Below are 16,262 nucleotides of genomic sequence, written 5' to 3'. Positions count from 1 at the left end.
AGATTACCAGGGTTCCCGGGGCGGTGAACCCGGCTGCATAAAGTCCCGCTCCCCGCTGAATAGCGTCGGCGAACCTGGTGACTATCCGTGAAAATCAATCGTGTGAACATGCCTCAGGAAACCGGGTTCTTCCTGGTGGAGCAGGTGTCGAATTTGCACACTCTGCGTAATGAAGTTTCAAAGAGTGATTCTCGGCGCAGTACTCGTCGGGTTACTGGCGGCTTGTACGGATTCCGTGGAGACGCCCCCGCCGCCACCGCAGTTTCCGAAATGGCAGCCCAAGCAACCGCGTCCCGCGGATCGTGACGAACAAGCCGTCGACGCCGCTCTCGCCGCGACCGACTTCTGCGAGCTGATCGATCGTGTCACCTACGCGCTTCGGCAGCCGCTGGATGCCGCACTGGCGACCACGCGTCCGGAGGTGAAGTACGGCAGGAAACGGTGCGCGCTCGTCCGAGGAGACATGGCCCTGCTCTACGTCCAGGACGTGGACCCTGCCCACGCGGCTCTCCGGAACGACGGAGCCGTCGTCGATCTCGGTGGCGTGAAGGCCTACCAGGTCGAGTCCCGCCGCGAGGGCTCGGTCGACGGCTGTGCGATCACCGTGCCGGTCAGCTTCCAACGCGCGGTCCAGTTCGAGCTGGGGATCCAGAGCCGGAGCAAGGACTGCGGGCTCCTCCGAGACTTCGCCACCGCCGGAGCCGCGAAGCTGCCCCGCGACCTCGTCTACCCGCCGGACGCTCAGGACAGCGCCCGCGTCGGTGCCTGCGCCAACTGGGTCTCCACCAGCAAGGGTGAGACCTGCGATCCGGCGGTCGAGGCCCAGGTGCCCGCGGGAGCCGAGGTGATCCTGGCCGCCGGCGCCGCCGACCCGAACGTCGAGTGCGCGGTGTTCCGGGATGCGGTCAAGAAGACCTTCGGGCCGGAGTTCGAGCCGATCGCCACGCCGGGTTCCTGCTACTTCGTCGAACCGCGCCATCGGGTGCAGATCGAAGCCGGGGTCACCGCGAACGGCGGCGCGCCCGGCGAGTGGCACGCGGATCCGAAGGGCACCTTCAAAGACCATCGTCAGCACTCGTTCAGCGGGAATCCGGGAGTCACCCTTCGCACCAAGGACGAGAGCGAATTCCTCATGTACGTCTCGCCGTTCGGGAATCTCGCCTCGCGCGGGCACGTCCGGCTGCTGATTTCGTCGCAGCAGGAGAGGGGCGTCGACGAATGGCCGCGGTCCAGGGCGCTCCCGGCCGTGGACGTCGCCAAGGCGCACGCCGTGATGGAGCTCGTGATGGCGACCCACTTCCGGGTGGCCAGGTGACGTCCGCGCCGTCGTAAGTGTCTGTGAACCCGCGACCGCGATCGACAGAGGCGGACAGGGCGCCCCCGGGGCCTTCGGCCGGGCGGGTTCACGCGTATGGTCCCGTTCCGGCCACATCTCAGCTCCGCCGACAGGCACTAAGCTTTCTCCATGTACATCGAGCGGGTCCGGCTGGAGAACATCCGCGGCTTCAGCGGCGCCCGCGCCGTCGACCTCCGGCTGCCCGGCCCTGGCTGGGTGGTGCTCGCGGGGCGCAACGGTTCCGGCAAGACCTCGCTGCTGCGCGCGATCGCGGTCGCGGCGGCGCCGGACGTCGCCTGGGGGCTGCTGTCGGACGCCGGCAGCTGGATCTCGAACGATCAGACGTCCGGGTCGATCGAGCTGTCGGTGATGCGCGAGGAGGGCCCGGCGCCGGTCGAGGTCCGCTGGCTCGACTCCGGCCTGCTGCCGATCTCCGGGCTTCCGCCGGGCCAGCCGTTCTGCGCGGCGTACGGGCCGTTCCGGCGGCTCGCGGGCGGGAGCGGCGAGGCCGAGTCGTGGATGCGCGGCGCGGGATCGCTGGCGCGGATGGCCAGCCTGTTCCACGAAGACGCTTCGCTCGCCGAGGGCGTCACCTGGCTGATCAATCAGCATCTCCGTGCCCTGGAAGGAAAAGCGGGTGCCCGTGAACTGAAGGACGCGGCGCTGGAGATCCTCGGTGACGGTCTCCTGCCCGGCGGCTACCGGATCCGGGACGTCGATTCGGACGGGCTCTGGGTCGAGTACCGGGGCGATCGGTTCCCGCTGCGCGAGATGAGCGACGGCTATCGCACGGTGACCGCGCTCGTGGTCGACCTGCTCAAACAGCTCGACGGCGCCGGCCTCGACCACGAGAGTCCCGGTGTCGTGATCATCGACGAGGTGGACGCGCATCTCCACGTGTCGTGGCAGAAACGCATGGGGTCGTGGTTCAAGGCGCATTTCCCGCGGATCCAGTTCATCGTCACCACGCACAGCCCCTACGTCTGCCAGGCCGCCGATCCGGGCGGCCTCATCCGGCTTTCGGGTCCCGATGAGGACGTCCCGCCGCGGGTGGTCTCCGAGGAGCTGTACGAGCGGGTCGTGTTCGGCTCCGGCGACGACGCCGTGCTGTCCGATCTTTTCGGCTTGGACACGCCGTATTCGCCGCAGGCGGTCGAATTGCGGGAGCATCTGGCCGAGCTGGAGTTCCAGGTGGCGTCCGGCCGCGCGGACGCGAACGGCGTCCGGGAATGGGAACGCCTCCGGGGCATGCTGAGCAGTTCGCCGCCGAGCCGGGTCGACGAGGTGGCCAGGCGGTTCGAGGCCGACGATCGGTGATCGGGATCCGCCGGATCGCGCTGCCGGGGCGGGTGGTGGCCGATCTCGAAGAGCTGACGGCGCGGATCCCTCCCGGTGACACGAAAGAAGCCCGGCGGCTCTGGCGGGTTTCGCGTGCCGTGCGGCGTTCTCTACGGGCCGGTCTGGACGTGATGGCCGCCGGCCGCGGCTACTGCATGTACTGCGGCGACGGCCTCGGGTCCACTGTGGACCATTTCGAGCCGATCGCGCGGAATCCGGGGCGCGCGTTCGACTGGCTCAACCACGTGCTCGCCTGCGAGTACTGCAACAGCCACCACAAACGCGACCTTTTCCCGGTGGACGAAGACGGCGACAGCCTGCTCATCGATCCGACCGCCGAAGACCCGCTGGAGCACCTGTTCCTGGTGCTGTCGATCGGGACCTACCGCGCGCTGACCGAAAAGGGCGAGCAGACCATCAAGGTGTGCGGGCTGAATCGCGCGCAACTGGCGCGGGGGCGGGAAACGGCGGTCAACCAGGTGAGCGCGCTCGTCATGGGCTGGTGGGCCGCGCGCGAACTGGGGGACGACGGGAAACGGCGCGCGATGGTCTGGACCCTGCTCGACCAGCCGCACGCCGACGTCCTCCACGCGATGCTCCGGCAGGCGGGGATGCCGGGAGCCCGCGCCGTGTTCCGGGCGGACGACGAGCTCATCGACCTGCTTCGCGCCCCGGAGCTCGCCGAGGACCTTCAGCTCTCCGGCGGCGCGGTGTAGGCGGCCAAGGTGGCGTCGGCGCGGGTACGGGCGGTGGCCGCGTCCGTCCCGTTGGCGACGTCGGCCTCGTACCAGGCGTCGTTGCTCAGTGTCATGAACCGCACGCCTTCTTCGCTGGTCATCCAGGCCATGGCGGCCTCGGGGTCGGCGGCCTCGCCGGATTCGAGGTGGAGCGCGAGCCCGTTCAGCATCATGTCCCAGCCGATGCCCACGGCGCCGGGCCCGAACCGGTTCCAGTGCTCGTTGGGGACGGCGGTGTGGTCGAGTTCGAACCGGGTGCGCCCGTCGGCTTCGGGGCTCAGCCGGAGTTCGATCCAGCTGACGTCGCCGCCGTACTCCCAGGTCGCCGCGAAGCTCTTGGGCGGGTCGCAGCGCTCGACCGTTCCGCCCGCGTTGCCTTCGAGCTGGTACTTGCCGCCGACGCGCAGATCGCCGCTGATCGGCAGGAACCAGCGCGGGATGCGCTCGGGATTGGTGCAGGCGTCCCAGAGGTCGTCGAGGCCGGTGTCGTAGACCTGGCTGACGGTGGCCGTCACCGCCTCGCCCGCTTCGACCACGCGCTTGCCCAGCCTGCGCTGGACGGAGTTGATCTGGCTGGTCACGTCGACCATCGGTGCCCTCCTCGGCTCGGTTGCCGACAAGATATCAGCCGAGACTTATATAAGCCAGAATGGAAAAGGGGCGCCCGGTGAGTCCCGGACGCCCCTTTCCCGGCGGGATGGCTTACGGAGTGGGGGAGCAGGCCGTACGCCCGAGGACCACTTCGCCGGTGATGTTCGAGCCGGGGGCGAACTTGATCCGCAGCATGGTCAGCCCGATGCTGCCGTCGCCCGGCAACGTCTGCTCGTTGAAGATCGCCTCGGCGAGCAGGGTGCCGTTGGACTTGGTGATCGGCTTGACGTAGCCGACCGGCACCGGCGACGGCAGGGTGCCGAGCCCGGTCGCGCCGCCGTAGGTCCAGCTCGCGTTGGTGCTGGTCTGGGTCGCCGTGCAGCTGACCGAGTAGGACCTGATCTTGATCCGCGGCCCGCTCGACGAGACCAGCGCCGACAGCTCGAAGTTCTGCCCCTTGGCCTCCGACTTCGTCGTGGTGACGTCGTTTTCGGGGTCGACGACGGTGGTCGTGCACGTCGACGTGCCGCCACCGAACGTGATCCCGGTCCTGGTCACGACTCCGGACGAGTTGCTCGTCGGTCCCTCGACCGCGCAGTCGGCGAGCGAGGCGATCGAGATCGGCGCCGAGGTGCCCTTGGTGAAGGCGGCGGAGCCGAGCGAGGCCACGCCCGCGGGGTTCGACGCGGCGGCCGGGGTCACCCCGGCACCGAGACCCGCCAGCAGCAGCGCGCCGACCAGGCCTGCCCGGCTTGCGATGGTGATGCGCATTCCACGTCCTCCTCACGTGACGGAGAGCGAGCCGGTTGGCCGTTCTTCCTTTGTCATCACTATCTGCGTGTCGGATTCGCCCGTTGCGCGCGTGACGGTCGTTTCACTCGACCGTGGATCATGGAGACCCGTTGGATATTCTGATTCGTATCCGGATACAGGTCTGTATATTCGAGCGCATGCCGACCTACCGCGTCCTCGTCAACGGCAAGTTCGACCACCCCGACGCCGACACCCGCGCCGGGCTGCTCGCCGAGCTTGATCAGCATCAGGTGATGGGGTTCACCGAGGACGGCCTGCTCAGCTACAGCGCGCACCTCGGCGCGTTCACCTTCCGCATCACGCTGCGGGGCGAAGAGGAGCGGGACGTGCTCGACGAAGCCGAACTGAAGGTCATGGAACTGCTGGACGCCAAGGGCTATCCGTACCGCGACGTCGCGGGCAAGGCGACCTGCATGGACGACATCAAGATCCGCCGCCGCTGACTCAGGCCGCCTTCACGCCGCCCACCACGAGCACGGCCACGACCAGCATCACCGCCATGAACACGGCGAAGAGGACGACGGTGATCCACACCGTCGAACGCTGCTCGCGGTGGTCTTCGGCGGGAGGCTTCCACGCCGGTCTGTCGCCGGAATCATCCGGACTTCCCATGTTGTTCCCCCAGTTCGCGCCGAAGCGGGCGGGATACTCGGCGGGGGTGTCATCTTCGTCACCGTTTCCCCTGGACAGCACGTCAACGGGCCTCAGCGGGTAGCCACTACGCTGGGAGCAACCCCGAACGGTGTCAAAGAGAGCGGAGCCGACGTGTCTGTGTCTTCACCTGCCCCAGGTGGTGCCATCGAGGACCTGCGCGCGTCCGTGGGGCTCCAGATCGCCGACGAGCAGCTCCTGCGCACGCTCGCGACCGGTCTCGCCGACGTCGAGACGCTGCTCCGCGAGGTCGTCCGCAGTGACGTCAAGGCCGTCGAGGACGCCGCTTCGCACCTGGTCGAGGCGGGCGGCAAACGTTTCCGTCCACTGTTCACGCTGCTGGCCTCGCAGTTCGGGCCGAAGCAGGGCGACCAGGTGGTCACCGCCGCGGCGGCGGTCGAGCTGGTGCACCTCGCGACGCTGTACCACGACGACGTGATGGACGAGGCGACGATGCGCCGCGGCGCGGAGAGCGTCAACGCCCGCTGGGACAACACCATCGCCATCCTGACCGGCGACTTCCTGTTCGCGCACGCCTCGCGGCTGGTCGCGGACCTCGGCACCGACGCGGCCCGGATCATCGCCGAGACCTTCGGCGAGCTGGTCACCGGGCAGATGCGCGAGACGGTCGGCCCGGCAGACGGCGACGACGCGGTCGAGCACTACCTCACGGTCATCGCGCAGAAGACCGGCTCGCTGATCGCCACCTCCGGCCGGTTCGGCGGGATGATGTCCGGCGCGCCCGACCACTACATCGACGCGCTCCGCCGCTTCGGCGACATCGTCGGGACGGCGTTCCAGATCTCCGACGACGTCATCGACATCGCGTCCGCCTCGGACGAGCTCGGCAAGGCGCAGGGAACAGACCTGCGCGAAGGCGTCCGCACCCTTCCGATGCTGTACGCGCTGGCCGACCCGGCCACCGATCCGCGCCTGGTCGAGCTGCTGTCGGGCCCGATCTCGGACGACAAGCTGGTCGCCGAGGCCCTGGACCTGCTGCGTGCCTCGTCCGGACTCGAACGCGCACGCGAAACTCTTTCCGACTACGCTCGTCGGGCGCGTGCCGAACTCGCGGCGCTGCCCGCGTCGCCCGCCCGGGACGCCTGCGAATCGGTCGCCGACTACCTGGTCGCACGAACGCATTGACAAAGGGCAGGTTAGATGTCCATTTTCGGACAGGTTTGGCTGTGGAGTCTGCTGGCGTTCGTCGTCGGCGCGCTGCTCACCTGGTTGGTGCTGGTGCTCCCGGCGCGCAAACGCATCCGTGAGCTGGAAAGCTCGCTGGCCACCGCGCACGCCGAGACGTCGAGGCTGCCGGCCGGGGTGAGCCTCGGCGCGGGTGCCGCGGCCGTCGCCGGCGGGACCGCGTACCTCGCGAAGCCGTCGCACGACGAGCTGGACGAGGAGTTCGCGGCCGTCGAGGAGCCGAAACCCGCGTACCCCGAGACGCTCACCGAGCAGGAGCCCGCCCAGCAGTGGACCGAGCCTGCCGAGGAGCCCGCCAAGGACGTGCACGAGGACACCGCCGAGGAGCCGGAGCACTCCGCGACGCAGATCTTCGAGCCTGAAGAAGAGTACGAGGCCGAGTACCGCACCGCGCCCCAGCCGGACCCGGAGCCTGAGCCGGACCCGGAGCCCTCGGCCGAGCGGACGCAGTACATCCCGGCGGCCTTGCCGGAGCCGGAACCCGAGCCGGAGCCCGAGAACCCGTACGTCGCCGCGGCGACCGATTACCTCCAGCCCGCGTCGAAGCTGGACGTCGAGCCGGAGCCGGAGCCGGAACCCGAGCCGCAGCCGTCGTCGCCGGGCGAGGGGCCGTACCGGTCCCGCCTGGAGATGCAGCTGGACCCCGAAGGCGCCGAGACGCAGCCGGAGCCGGTTTCGCTGTTCAGCCCCGCGTCGCGCGTGGAGACCGAGCAGCCCCCCGTCGAGACCAACTGGTTCGAGCGGGAAGAGGAGCTGCACGACCCGCCCGCGTACGCCTTCGGTTCCGACGAAGAAGCGAAGGCCGGTCCCCTCGACTCGGAGCAGCCCGAGTCGCCCGCCGAAGCCACCCAGGTGCTGCCCAAGCGCACGCCGCGGGGTGCGGTGCTCGGCGGTTTCGAGCCGCCACAGCCGATCCAGCCGTCGATGCGGGCGATCGAACGTCGTGAGCCGGAACTGTCCGGTGGGCAGAGCGGTTCGCTGTTCGAGCCCGCCGTCCAGCCCGGCGACGCGATGCCGGCCCCGGAGCCCCCGCCCGCGCGGCAGGTCGCTCCGGTGACGGAGTCCGTCCCGCCAGGTCCGTTCGGTCCCGGTTCGGCGATGCCGCGGCCGGGCGGTGGCCGTCCCGCCGACGACTTCGCGGTCAAGGCCAGCGTGACCGCGCTGCGGTACTGCACGGAGGACTCGCCGCAGTTCCCGAAGATGGTCGCGGAGGTCTGGTTCCGCTCGGCCGCCGACGCGGAGCGCGTGGGCTTCCGTCCCCTCACCTGACTGCAATGAAGGGGCCTTTCATCGCAAAATTTGCGATGAAAGGCCCCTTCATTGCAGTTCTGGGCTAGCTGACGACGGTCCAGGTGTCCTTGCCGCGCAGCAGCCCCTGCAGGTCGGGCTCGCGGGCGGCCCGGGCCTCCGCGACCTGGGCACGCGCCTGGTCGTCGTAGGTGGGCCGCTCGACCTGCCGCAGGATGCCGGTCGGCACGTGGTTCAGGTTCTGGTCGCCGATCCGCGAAAGCGCGAACGCGTACGAGGTGTCCTCGATCGCCGGGTCGTGCACGACGAGGTTCTCCTCGCCGATGTTCGCGACCTTCCCGACCTCCAGGCCTGCCCAGCCGCTCCGCGTGACCCCGTATTCACCCTGCGGCCCGAACTTGATCGGCTCGCCCGCCTTCAGCGGGATGAGCCGGGTCGCGGCCTCGTCCTTGTCCTTGAGGACGTCGAAGGCGCCGTCGTTGAAGATCGGGCAGTTCTGGTAGATCTCCACCAGCGCCGACCCGCGGTGTTTCGCGGCGGCCTCCAGCACCTCGGTCAGTCCCTTGCGGTCCGAGTCGAGCGCGCGGCCCACGAACGACGCCTCGGCGCCGATCGCCAGCGAAAGCGGGTTGAACGGGGTGTCGACCGAGCCCATCGGGGTGGACTTCGTGACCATGCCCGGCCCGGACGTCGGCGAGTACTGGCCCTTCGTGAGGCCGTAGATCCGGTTGTTGAACAGCAGGATCTTGATGTTCACGTTGCGGCGCAACGCGTGGATCAGGTGGTTGCCGCCGATGGACAGCGCGTCGCCGTCACCGGTGACGACCCACACCGACAGGTCCGGCCGCGCGGTCGCGAGCCCGGTGGCGATCGACGGCGCCCGGCCGTGGATCGAGTGCATACCGTAGGTGTTCAGGTAGTACGGGAACCGGGACGAGCACCCGATACCCGAGATGAACACGATGTTCTCGCGCTTGAGGCCGAGTGTCGGCAGGAACGACTGCACGGCGTTGAGCACGACGTAGTCCCCGCAGCCGGGACACCAGCGGACCTCCTGATCCGACTTGTAGTCCTTCGCCTTCTGCGGTTCGGTCTCGGTCGGCACAAGGTCCAAGCCGCCGAGAGTGGGGATCCCCAGGTCGATCGCGGTCACTTCGCCCCCTCCGTACTGGTGATGATCTCCGTGAAGACGCCTTGCAGCTCTTCGGCCTTGAAGGGCAGCCCGGCGACCTTCGTGTACGACTTCACGTCGACGAGGTACTTGGCCCTCAGGAGCATCGAAAGCTGGCCGAGGTTCATTTCCGGGACGACGACGGTGTCGTACGAACGGAGTACGTCGCCGAGGTTGCCCGGGAACGGGTTGAGATGGCGCAGATGCGCCTGCGCGATCGGCATGCCGTCCTTGCGGACGCGGCGGCACGCGGCGCCGATGGGCCCGTAGGAGGAGCCCCAGCCGAGCGCCAGCACCCGTGCCTTGCCGCCGCTCGGATCGTCGACGACGAGGTCCGGGACGTCGACGCCGTCGATCTTGGCCTGGCGCAGGCGGACCATCTTGTCGTGGTTGTCGGGGTCGTAGGAGATGTGGCCGGTCTTGTCGGCCTTCTCCAGCCCGCCGATGCGGTGCTGGAGGCCGGCGGCGCCCGGCACCGCCCACGCTCGGGCGAGGGTCTCGGGGTCACGCACATACGGCCAGAATTCCCCGGAACCGTCCTCGGCATTCGGCTCGGTGGCGAATTCCACGCGCAGATCCGGCAGATCCTCGACATCCGGGATCAGCCACGGCTCGGAGCCGTTCGCGATCGCGCCGTCCGACAGCAGGAACACCGGTGTGCGGTACTTCAGCGCGATCCGGGTGGCCTCCATCGCCGCGTCGAAGCAGTCGGCGGGGGACAGCGGCGCGATGATCGGCACCGGGGATTCGCCGTTGCGGCCGAACATCGCCTGCAGCAGGTCGGCCTGTTCGGTCTTGGTCGGCAGGCCGGTCGACGGGCCGCCGCGCTGGACGTCGACGACGACCAGCGGCAGTTCGGTCATCACCGCGAGACCGATGGCCTCGGACTTCAGCGCGACACCGGGCCCGGACGTCGAGGTGACGCCCAGCGCGCCGCCGTAGGAGGCGCCGAGCGCGGCGCCGATGCCGGCGATCTCGTCCTCGGCCTGGAAGGTGAGGATGCCGTAATTCTTGTGCTTGGACAGCTCGTGGAGGATGTCCGACGCGGGGGTGATCGGGTACGTGCCCAGCAGGATCTGCAGGCCGGACTGCTGCCCGGCGGCGACCAGGCCGTACGCCAGCGCGGTGTTCCCGGTGATCTGGCGGTACGTGCCCTGGTTCAGCTTCGCGGGCGCGACCTCGTACGTCGTCGCGAACGACTCCGTCGTCTCGCCGTAGTTCCAGCCCGCGCGGAAGGCCAGGATGTTGGCCTCGGCGATGTCGGCCTTCTTCGCGAACTTCTCGCGGAGGAAGCGTTCCGTGCCCTCGGTCGGCCGGTGGTACATCCACGAGAGCAGCCCGAGCGCGAACATGTTCTTCGCGCGTTCGGCGTCCTTTTTGGACAGGCCGGTCTCTTCGAGCGCGCCCCTGGTCAACGTCGACATGGCCACCCGGTGGACTTGATAGGCCGAAAGGGTGTCGTCGTCGAGGGGATCGTTCTCGAAGCCGACCTTGACCAGGTTCCGCTTCGTGAACTCGTCGGTGTTGAGGATGATCGTCCCGCCGGCCGGGACGTCGGCGAGGTTCGCCTTCAGCGCGGCGGGGTTCATGGCGACCAGGACGTCCGGCCGGTCGCCCGGCGTCAGGATGTCGTAGTCGGCGAAGTGCACCTGAAAGCTCGAGACGCCGGGGATGGTGCCCTGCGGCGCGCGGATCTCCGCGGGGAAGTTCGGCATGGTCGACAGGTCGTTGCCGAAGGCGGCCGCTTCGGAGGTGAACCGGTCGCCCGTCAGCTGCATGCCGTCACCGGAGTCACCGGCGAACCGGATGACCACCCGGTCCAGCTTGGCGACCTCGGTGGGCCTGACGGCCGACAAGGAGCCGTTGCCGTTCGCACTCGTGCTCATAGGTCAGGGATTCCCTCTCTCCCGACGTGCGTCGTCCCCGGCCGTGCCGGGGATCGGCGTGCCTCGCCCGGCTGTCGGCCAGGTCACAGGTGCCATGTCCCGAGGTTAGTCCTCGGCACACTCTCCAGGTTGCCGTAAAACGGTCTGGTCCTACTCCTGGAGTGTCCTGAGCTCGCCGCTGAGCGGGGATTAACCGGTTTATCTGTTACCGATGGTAACGGTCGGCGATGCGGCTCGATTGTGAGCCGTATCTCCTTCCAGCGTAGTGAAGTCCGGTCGAGGAACGGTCATCGGCCGGTCATCGAGGCCCTGAGCCTGGCCAGCCGTTCGGTGAACGCGGGTGCGGTGAGTGACGCCAGCTGCGGCGCGATCTCGGCGTCGACGGCGGCCGAATGGTCGGTCAGCGACGAGGTGTGCCGGAGCGTGCGCTTCGTCGCGAGAAGGACGTCGCGCGGGGCGCAGACGGCGGGTTTCGCCAGTTCACGGGCGGTCTTGATCAGGTCGCCGTCGACGAGCCGGAGCGCGAGCCCGCATTCGACGGCGGCTTCGGCGCCGACGACTTCACCGAAGAGTGTCATCGCCGCGGCCTTCTGCGGTCCGACGAGCCGCTGGATCATCCACGTCATCCCGCCGCCGGGATGGATGCCCAGATCGAGAAATCTGGCCACGAATTTGGCCTTCGGTCCCACGATGCGGACGTCCGCGGCGAGCGCGAGGTTCAGCCCGGCGCCCACGGCGGCACCGTTGACCGCGGCGATCGTGGGCAGGGGACACCGCGCAACCGAGAGGAATCCGTCGTAGATGGCGCGGAGTCCGTCCTCGCTGGCGCCGGCGAGCGTGTCCAGGTCCGCGCCCGCGCAGAAGGCCGGCGGTGCGCCGGTGATGACCAAAGCGTGGACACTTTCGTCGGCTTCGGCGCGCGAAACGGCCTCGGCGAGCTGCGCGGAGAGGTCGAGGGTCAGTGCGTTGCGGGTCGCGGGCGCGTCGATGGTGAGCACGGCGACGCCGCCGTCGTGGCTGGAGTGGATCTGATCGGTCACGGGGACGAGGGTGTCACGCTTCGGGCGTCGGCGGGCGTTCCAGTAGCCGGGAAAGGTTCATGCCTCGGGGGTCGGCGGGCGTTCCAACAGCCGGGAAAGGACGACGGTGGACACCGTGCGGTCGACGATCTCCAGCCCGCGTAGCCGTTCCAGCGCGGTCTCCAGATGGTGGATGTCCGAGGCGCGCAGATGGACGATCGCGTCGGCCGCGCCCGAGACCGTGTACGCCGCGACGACCTCCGGCAACGGCTCCAGCCGGGCGCGGATCCTGGCCGGGGTGATGTTGCCGTTGCAGGTCATCTCGACGAACGCCTCGGTGCCCCAGCCCAGCGCTTCGGGGTCGACGACCGCGGTGAACCCGCGCAGGACCCCGGTTTCGAGCAGTCTGTCGACCCGTCGCTTCACCGCGGGCGCGGACAGGCCGACCACCTTGCCGATGTCGGCGTAGCTGGACCTCGCGTTGGCCATCAGGCATGAAACGATTCGCTGGTCGATGGTGTTCACACGCAATGTTTAGCAGGTATGTGCGCAGCGAACAGCGATTGATTGCGGAATTAGTGAGCCATACCCTTCGGGTATGCCGGAACTGGAGCAGCAGCCCCGTGTACCCACGACGCGCCGCTACCTCATGTGCCCGCCGCGGTACTTCGCGGTGGATTACGTCATCAACCCGTGGATGGACCCGTCCGTCCCGGTCAGCATCGACACCGCGATGGCGCAATGGACCGAACTCCGCGACACCTATCGGCGCCTCGGCCACACCGTCGAGGAGATCGAGGCCCAGCCCGGCCTGCCCGACATGGTGTTCGCCGCGAACTCGGGCACCGTCGTCGACGGACGCGTGCTCGGCTCGCGGTTCCGCGCCCCGCAGCGCACCGCCGAGGCCGAGCACTTCCGCCGCTGGTTCGTCGAGCACGGCTACCGCGACATCACCATGCCCGAGAAGATCAACGAGGCCGAAGGCGACTTCGCCTGGACCGGCAAGGTCCTGCTCGCCGGCACCGGCTTCCGCACCGACCCGGCCGCGCACGCCGAAGCGCAGGAGGTCCTTGGCGTCCCGGTCGTGTCGCTGCGGCTGATCGACCCGAGCTACTACCACCTCGACACCGCGCTGTTCGTGCTCGCCGAGGCCACCGACACCACGTCCGCCCAGATCGCCTACTACCCGGAAGCCTTCTCGGCCGGGTCGCGGAAGGTGCTGGAGCGGATGTTCCCGGACGCGGTAATCGCGGACCGGGCCGACGCGGAGTGCTTCGGCCTGAACGGGGTGTCCGACGGCCGCAACGTCGTCCTGCCGGTCGAGGCGACCGGATTGGCGGCGCGGCTGACCGAACGCGGTTACGAGGTCGTCTTCCTGGATATTTCCGAGCTCAGGAAGGCGGGCGGCGGCCCGAAGTGCTGCACCCTGGAGATCCGCAAGTAATCCGTTCGGGGACATCTTGCGGGATCGTGTAACTACTCCATTCGCCAATTCGATTAATCGGGAAATTCACTCGGTCCCGAATGAGGCGCGGATGGTGATCCTGGCGATCGGCGGCGTGGGCAAACCCGTGCGCGCGCTGGATCCTGGCGAGAACGAAACCTGGGTGACGGTCGAACAGTTCGAGCGGGTGCTCGACACGGTGGCCGGACGCGAAGACGTCAGCCTCACCTTCGACGACGGCAACTCCTCGGACGTCGAGATCGCGCTCCCCAGACTGGTGGAGCGCGATCTCACGGCTGAGTTCTTCCCGCTGGCGGGCCGGATCGGGCAGCGGGGTTTCCTCGACGCCGACGGCCTTCGCGAGCTGGTCGAGGCGGGGATGTCGATCGGTTCGCACGGCTGGGAGCATCGGGACTGGCGGCGGCTGGACGACCGGAACGCCCGGCGTGAACTGGAAACCGCGCCGAAACTGCTCGCGGACTTGAGCGGGAAACCCGTGCGCGCGTACGCGCCGCCGTTCGGCGCCTACGACCGGCGGGTGCTCAGCAGGCTCCGGCGTTTCGGCGCGACGAGGGTCTACACGACCGAAGGCGGCGCGGCTTCGGTCGACGGCTGGCTACGGCCTCGGATCGAGGTCCTGCACGACGTCGACCAGGAGTGGATCGACAGTGTGCTCGGTGAGCGGGAGGGCCTGTACCGTCGAGCCGGACGGCTTATGGCGCGGGTCGCCAGGCTTGCCCGCTTTTGACCGTTTTCTTTGCGTGGTGGGAAAATAACCCTTGAGCTGAAACGGCGGCGAAGGCATTCTGAGCACCCTCGGTAAAGAAGTTTTATTAACAAAGGGGTGCTCGGTATGCGGAAACTGCTCCTGTTCTCGGCGATGGTCGTGTCCGCCGGGTTGGCTCCCGCGGCGACGGCCGCCGCATCCCCGGAGGCGGCCCCGACCGCGCAGCAGTTGCTGGCGAAGACCACCAGCTGCAAGCAGGTGTCGAACGGCAAGTACAAGACCGATGAGGAAACCGGCCGGACCATCGCGGTCTGCGACGCGGGCGGCGCCGTGTTCTGGAAGGCCGACATGGACGTCGACTGCGACGGGCAGCCGACCGCGCGGTGCAACAAGAACACGGACCCGTGGTTCCAGGACGGCACCGCGTATCCGCGCTCCGACGGCAAGGCGCTGATCGCCGACCAGACGCCCTACGTCGTCGTGCCGAGCATCAGCGGCACGTGGAACTTCGAGAAGGCCGGCCTCAAAGGCGCCGGTTCGTGCGCGGTGATCTACAACGACAAGGTGCTCTACACCGTCATCGGTGACACCGGTCCGAAGGACATCATCGGCGAAGCGTCCTATGCGGCCGCGAAGGCGCTGGGGATCAACCCGGACCCGAAGAACGGCGGCGTCGGCTCGGGCGTGACCTACATCTGCTTCAAGAACTCGAAGGTTTCGCCGATCGAGGACCACGGGAAGTCGACCTCGGTCGGACAGGCCCTGGCGGCGAAGTTCGTCGGGTGAACGAGTGAGGGGTAGGTAGGCGATGGGTCGGGTCGGTCGTGAGTGGCGATTCGTGTTCTAACCCGAATCGCCACTCACGACCACCGGTACCCATCGGTCACCGTGGCCTTGTCGCTCACTTGCCGCACCGCAGGCGCGTCGGGGCGCGGCCGCCGGTCGGATCCCAGCCCTCTCGGACAAGGACGATGCGGACCTCCGCGGCGACTTCGCACGATGACTTCCGCACGTCATGCCAGCCGTAGACGAGACGCGCTCGATCGGCCAGTTCCGCCGCGTTGTCCCGTTCCCGGTCACGGAAGGCGATGTCCGCCATCGCGTGAGTGGCCCGGCCGTCGAGCCTGACCGTCACCGGGGCACCGTGCGAGTCATAGGTGACGTCTTCCCAGAGGATCTTTCCCTTCACTTCGAAGGGCGTTTGGCGACTGCCCGGCGGAAGGCCGTGGGCGTCCTCGACCGTTTCCTTGTATTCCACCTCCAATGCTGACATCAATCCCCCGCCGAGAAGTGCGAGGCCGTGCCGGATGGCGGGCCGGTAGCGGAACGGAGGTCTGAGAAATACGCATTCCTCCATTGCGCGCAAGGAGACTTTGCTGCGACTGGTCAGATCGACCACCGTGGTGGTGGCGAGTTTCGGGGTTCTCTGCGCGGTGGCCAGATCGACGATCGTGTCCGTCAGGCGAGTCCGGGGTGGCACTGTGCCGGTCGCGATATGCGGCAAGGCGCGCGAGCGGTGCACGATGACCAGCGGTGGGCACGAGACAGCTGAAAACGTGTACGGAACCGTGATCTCGACCGGGCCTTCGACGATCGGTACGAGTCCCCATTCTTCGGCGGCGGTGCGATGACTCAAGATGGCGTGGCCGCCCCCGTACTTCAGGGCAGCGTGAATCTTGGCGGACCTGGAGAGGGCGCCGGTGAACATCGCATAGACGCGCGGTAGCACTCGTTGCCAGCGTCCGGCCTCGAGGTTGGCTTCGATATCGGCCACCGTGTGGCCATAGGCACGAAGTTGCCGGGTGCTGACGATTCCATGCTGTTCCGCCAGGAGGACCGGCCAGCTCGGGCGTTGTTCGGCCGGGATCGAAGCCTCGGACCAGCGGCTGTGGGTGGGCACCTTCCCACGATCGCCGTCCGGCGACGGTCACGGCGGGCATGAAGCGAATCTGTGGATAAACAGGTGAAGAGAAGCGCTGGCTGTGGATAACTGGGTCGGGTTGGTCGTGAGTGGCGTTTCGGGTTAGAACCCGAAACGCCCCCCCCCACCACCCCCACCCCCGCGCCCCCACCACCCTCACACTCCCGAGACCGT

General features: G+C 68.2%; 17 protein-coding genes. 9 read left to right on the top strand and 8 right to left on the bottom strand.

Annotated elements, in window-relative coordinates; all coding sequences use genetic code 11:
• The first annotated feature begins 169 nt into the window (after positions 1-169).
• From AC069I_RS03245 to AC069I_RS03235, 3 genes are all read left to right on the top strand, one after another.
• Positions 170-1,315, top strand: a complete 1,146-nt coding sequence (locus AC069I_RS03245) for a hypothetical protein (RefSeq protein ID WP_478229533.1) — start codon at positions 170-172, stop codon at positions 1,313-1,315.
• A gap of 150 nt (positions 1,316-1,465) precedes the next feature.
• Complete coding sequence (locus AC069I_RS03240) at positions 1,466-2,653, top strand: AAA family ATPase (protein WP_034310707.1); 1,188 nt, start codon at positions 1,466-1,468, stop codon at positions 2,651-2,653.
• A complete protein-coding gene (locus AC069I_RS03235; RefSeq protein ID WP_478229534.1) occupies positions 2,650-3,390 on the top strand; it encodes an HNH endonuclease in 741 nt (246 codons plus the stop codon). The genes AC069I_RS03240 and AC069I_RS03235 overlap by 4 nt, the downstream gene beginning before the upstream one ends.
• Here AC069I_RS03235 and AC069I_RS03230 read toward each other — a convergent pair.
• Positions 3,366-4,001, bottom strand: coding sequence for an SRPBCC family protein (locus AC069I_RS03230; RefSeq protein WP_478229535.1), 636 nt, complete (start codon positions 3,999-4,001; stop codon positions 3,366-3,368). The two genes, AC069I_RS03235 and AC069I_RS03230, sit on opposite strands and share 25 nt — an antisense overlap.
• 112 nt (positions 4,002-4,113) lie before the next feature.
• On the bottom strand, positions 4,114-4,773 hold the full coding sequence (locus tag AC069I_RS03225) for a hypothetical protein (protein WP_478264759.1): 660 nt from the start codon (positions 4,771-4,773) through the stop codon (positions 4,114-4,116).
• A 179-nt stretch (positions 4,774-4,952) separates the two neighbouring features.
• Between AC069I_RS03225 and AC069I_RS03220 the strand changes: the two genes are divergently transcribed.
• The gene (locus AC069I_RS03220; protein WP_478264758.1) at positions 4,953-5,258 is read left to right on the top strand and encodes a DUF6204 family protein; all 306 of its coding nucleotides are present in this window, start codon (positions 4,953-4,955) and stop codon (positions 5,256-5,258) included.
• Position 5,259: 1 nt separating this feature from the next.
• On the opposite strand, the gene AC069I_RS03215 is transcribed toward AC069I_RS03220, so the two are convergent.
• On the bottom strand, positions 5,260-5,508 hold the full coding sequence (locus AC069I_RS03215) for a hypothetical protein (RefSeq protein WP_478229537.1): 249 nt from the start codon (positions 5,506-5,508) through the stop codon (positions 5,260-5,262).
• A 78-nt stretch (positions 5,509-5,586) separates the two neighbouring features.
• On the opposite strand from AC069I_RS03215, the gene AC069I_RS03210 reads away from it, so the two are divergent.
• Together AC069I_RS03210 and AC069I_RS03205 are read left to right on the top strand one after the other, a co-directional pair.
• Positions 5,587-6,612, top strand: coding sequence for a polyprenyl synthetase family protein (locus AC069I_RS03210; RefSeq protein ID WP_478229546.1), 1,026 nt, complete (start codon positions 5,587-5,589; stop codon positions 6,610-6,612).
• A 15-nt stretch (positions 6,613-6,627) separates the two neighbouring features.
• Entirely contained in the window at positions 6,628-7,941 is a 1,314-nt protein-coding gene (locus AC069I_RS03205; RefSeq protein WP_478264757.1) for a sunset domain-containing protein, read from the top strand.
• Between the two features lie 64 nt (positions 7,942-8,005).
• Here AC069I_RS03205 and AC069I_RS03200 read toward each other — a convergent pair whose 3' ends face one another.
• The 4 genes from AC069I_RS03200 to AC069I_RS03185 form a co-directional block, all read right to left on the bottom strand.
• Positions 8,006-9,073, bottom strand: coding sequence for a 2-oxoacid:ferredoxin oxidoreductase subunit beta (locus tag AC069I_RS03200; protein WP_340684843.1), 1,068 nt, complete (start codon positions 9,071-9,073; stop codon positions 8,006-8,008).
• On the bottom strand, positions 9,070-10,977 hold the full coding sequence (locus tag AC069I_RS03195) for a 2-oxoacid:acceptor oxidoreductase subunit alpha (protein WP_478264756.1): 1,908 nt from the start codon (positions 10,975-10,977) through the stop codon (positions 9,070-9,072). The genes AC069I_RS03200 and AC069I_RS03195 overlap by 4 nt, the downstream gene beginning before the upstream one ends.
• A gap of 287 nt (positions 10,978-11,264) precedes the next feature.
• Positions 11,265-12,017 (bottom strand): enoyl-CoA hydratase, encoded by a 753-nt coding sequence (locus AC069I_RS03190; protein ID WP_478229540.1) that lies wholly within the window; start codon positions 12,015-12,017, stop codon positions 11,265-11,267.
• A 57-nt stretch (positions 12,018-12,074) separates the two neighbouring features.
• A complete protein-coding gene (locus AC069I_RS03185) occupies positions 12,075-12,521 on the bottom strand; it encodes an Lrp/AsnC family transcriptional regulator (protein ID WP_005151923.1) in 447 nt (148 codons plus the stop codon).
• 73 nt (positions 12,522-12,594) lie between these two features.
• Between AC069I_RS03185 and ddaH the strand changes: the two genes are divergently transcribed.
• The 3 genes from ddaH (at position 12,595) to AC069I_RS03170 (ending at position 14,953) form a co-directional block, all read left to right on the top strand.
• Positions 12,595-13,440 carry a dimethylargininase gene (gene ddaH, locus AC069I_RS03180; RefSeq protein WP_478229541.1) on the top strand — a complete coding sequence of 282 codons (846 nt, stop codon included), beginning with the start codon at positions 12,595-12,597 and terminating at the stop codon, positions 13,438-13,440.
• Between the two features lie 91 nt (positions 13,441-13,531).
• On the top strand, positions 13,532-14,188 hold the full coding sequence (locus AC069I_RS03175) for a polysaccharide deacetylase family protein (RefSeq protein WP_478231386.1): 657 nt from the start codon (positions 13,532-13,534) through the stop codon (positions 14,186-14,188).
• 105 nt (positions 14,189-14,293) lie between these two features.
• On the top strand, positions 14,294-14,953 hold the full coding sequence (locus AC069I_RS03170; RefSeq protein WP_478229543.1) for a glycoside hydrolase family 75 protein: 660 nt from the start codon (positions 14,294-14,296) through the stop codon (positions 14,951-14,953).
• A 115-nt stretch (positions 14,954-15,068) separates the two neighbouring features.
• Here the strand turns inward: AC069I_RS03170 and AC069I_RS03165 are convergent, their stop codons facing one another.
• The gene (locus AC069I_RS03165) at positions 15,069-16,067 is read right to left on the bottom strand and encodes a hypothetical protein (protein ID WP_478264755.1); all 999 of its coding nucleotides are present in this window, start codon (positions 16,065-16,067) and stop codon (positions 15,069-15,071) included.
• Between the last annotated feature and the right edge of the window lie 195 nt (positions 16,068-16,262).

The sequence above is a fragment of the Amycolatopsis sp. NPDC043885 genome (assembly GCF_056435685.1).
The sequence above is the reverse complement of the archived record's forward strand: the minus strand, read 5'-3'. Positions and strand labels throughout refer to the sequence as shown.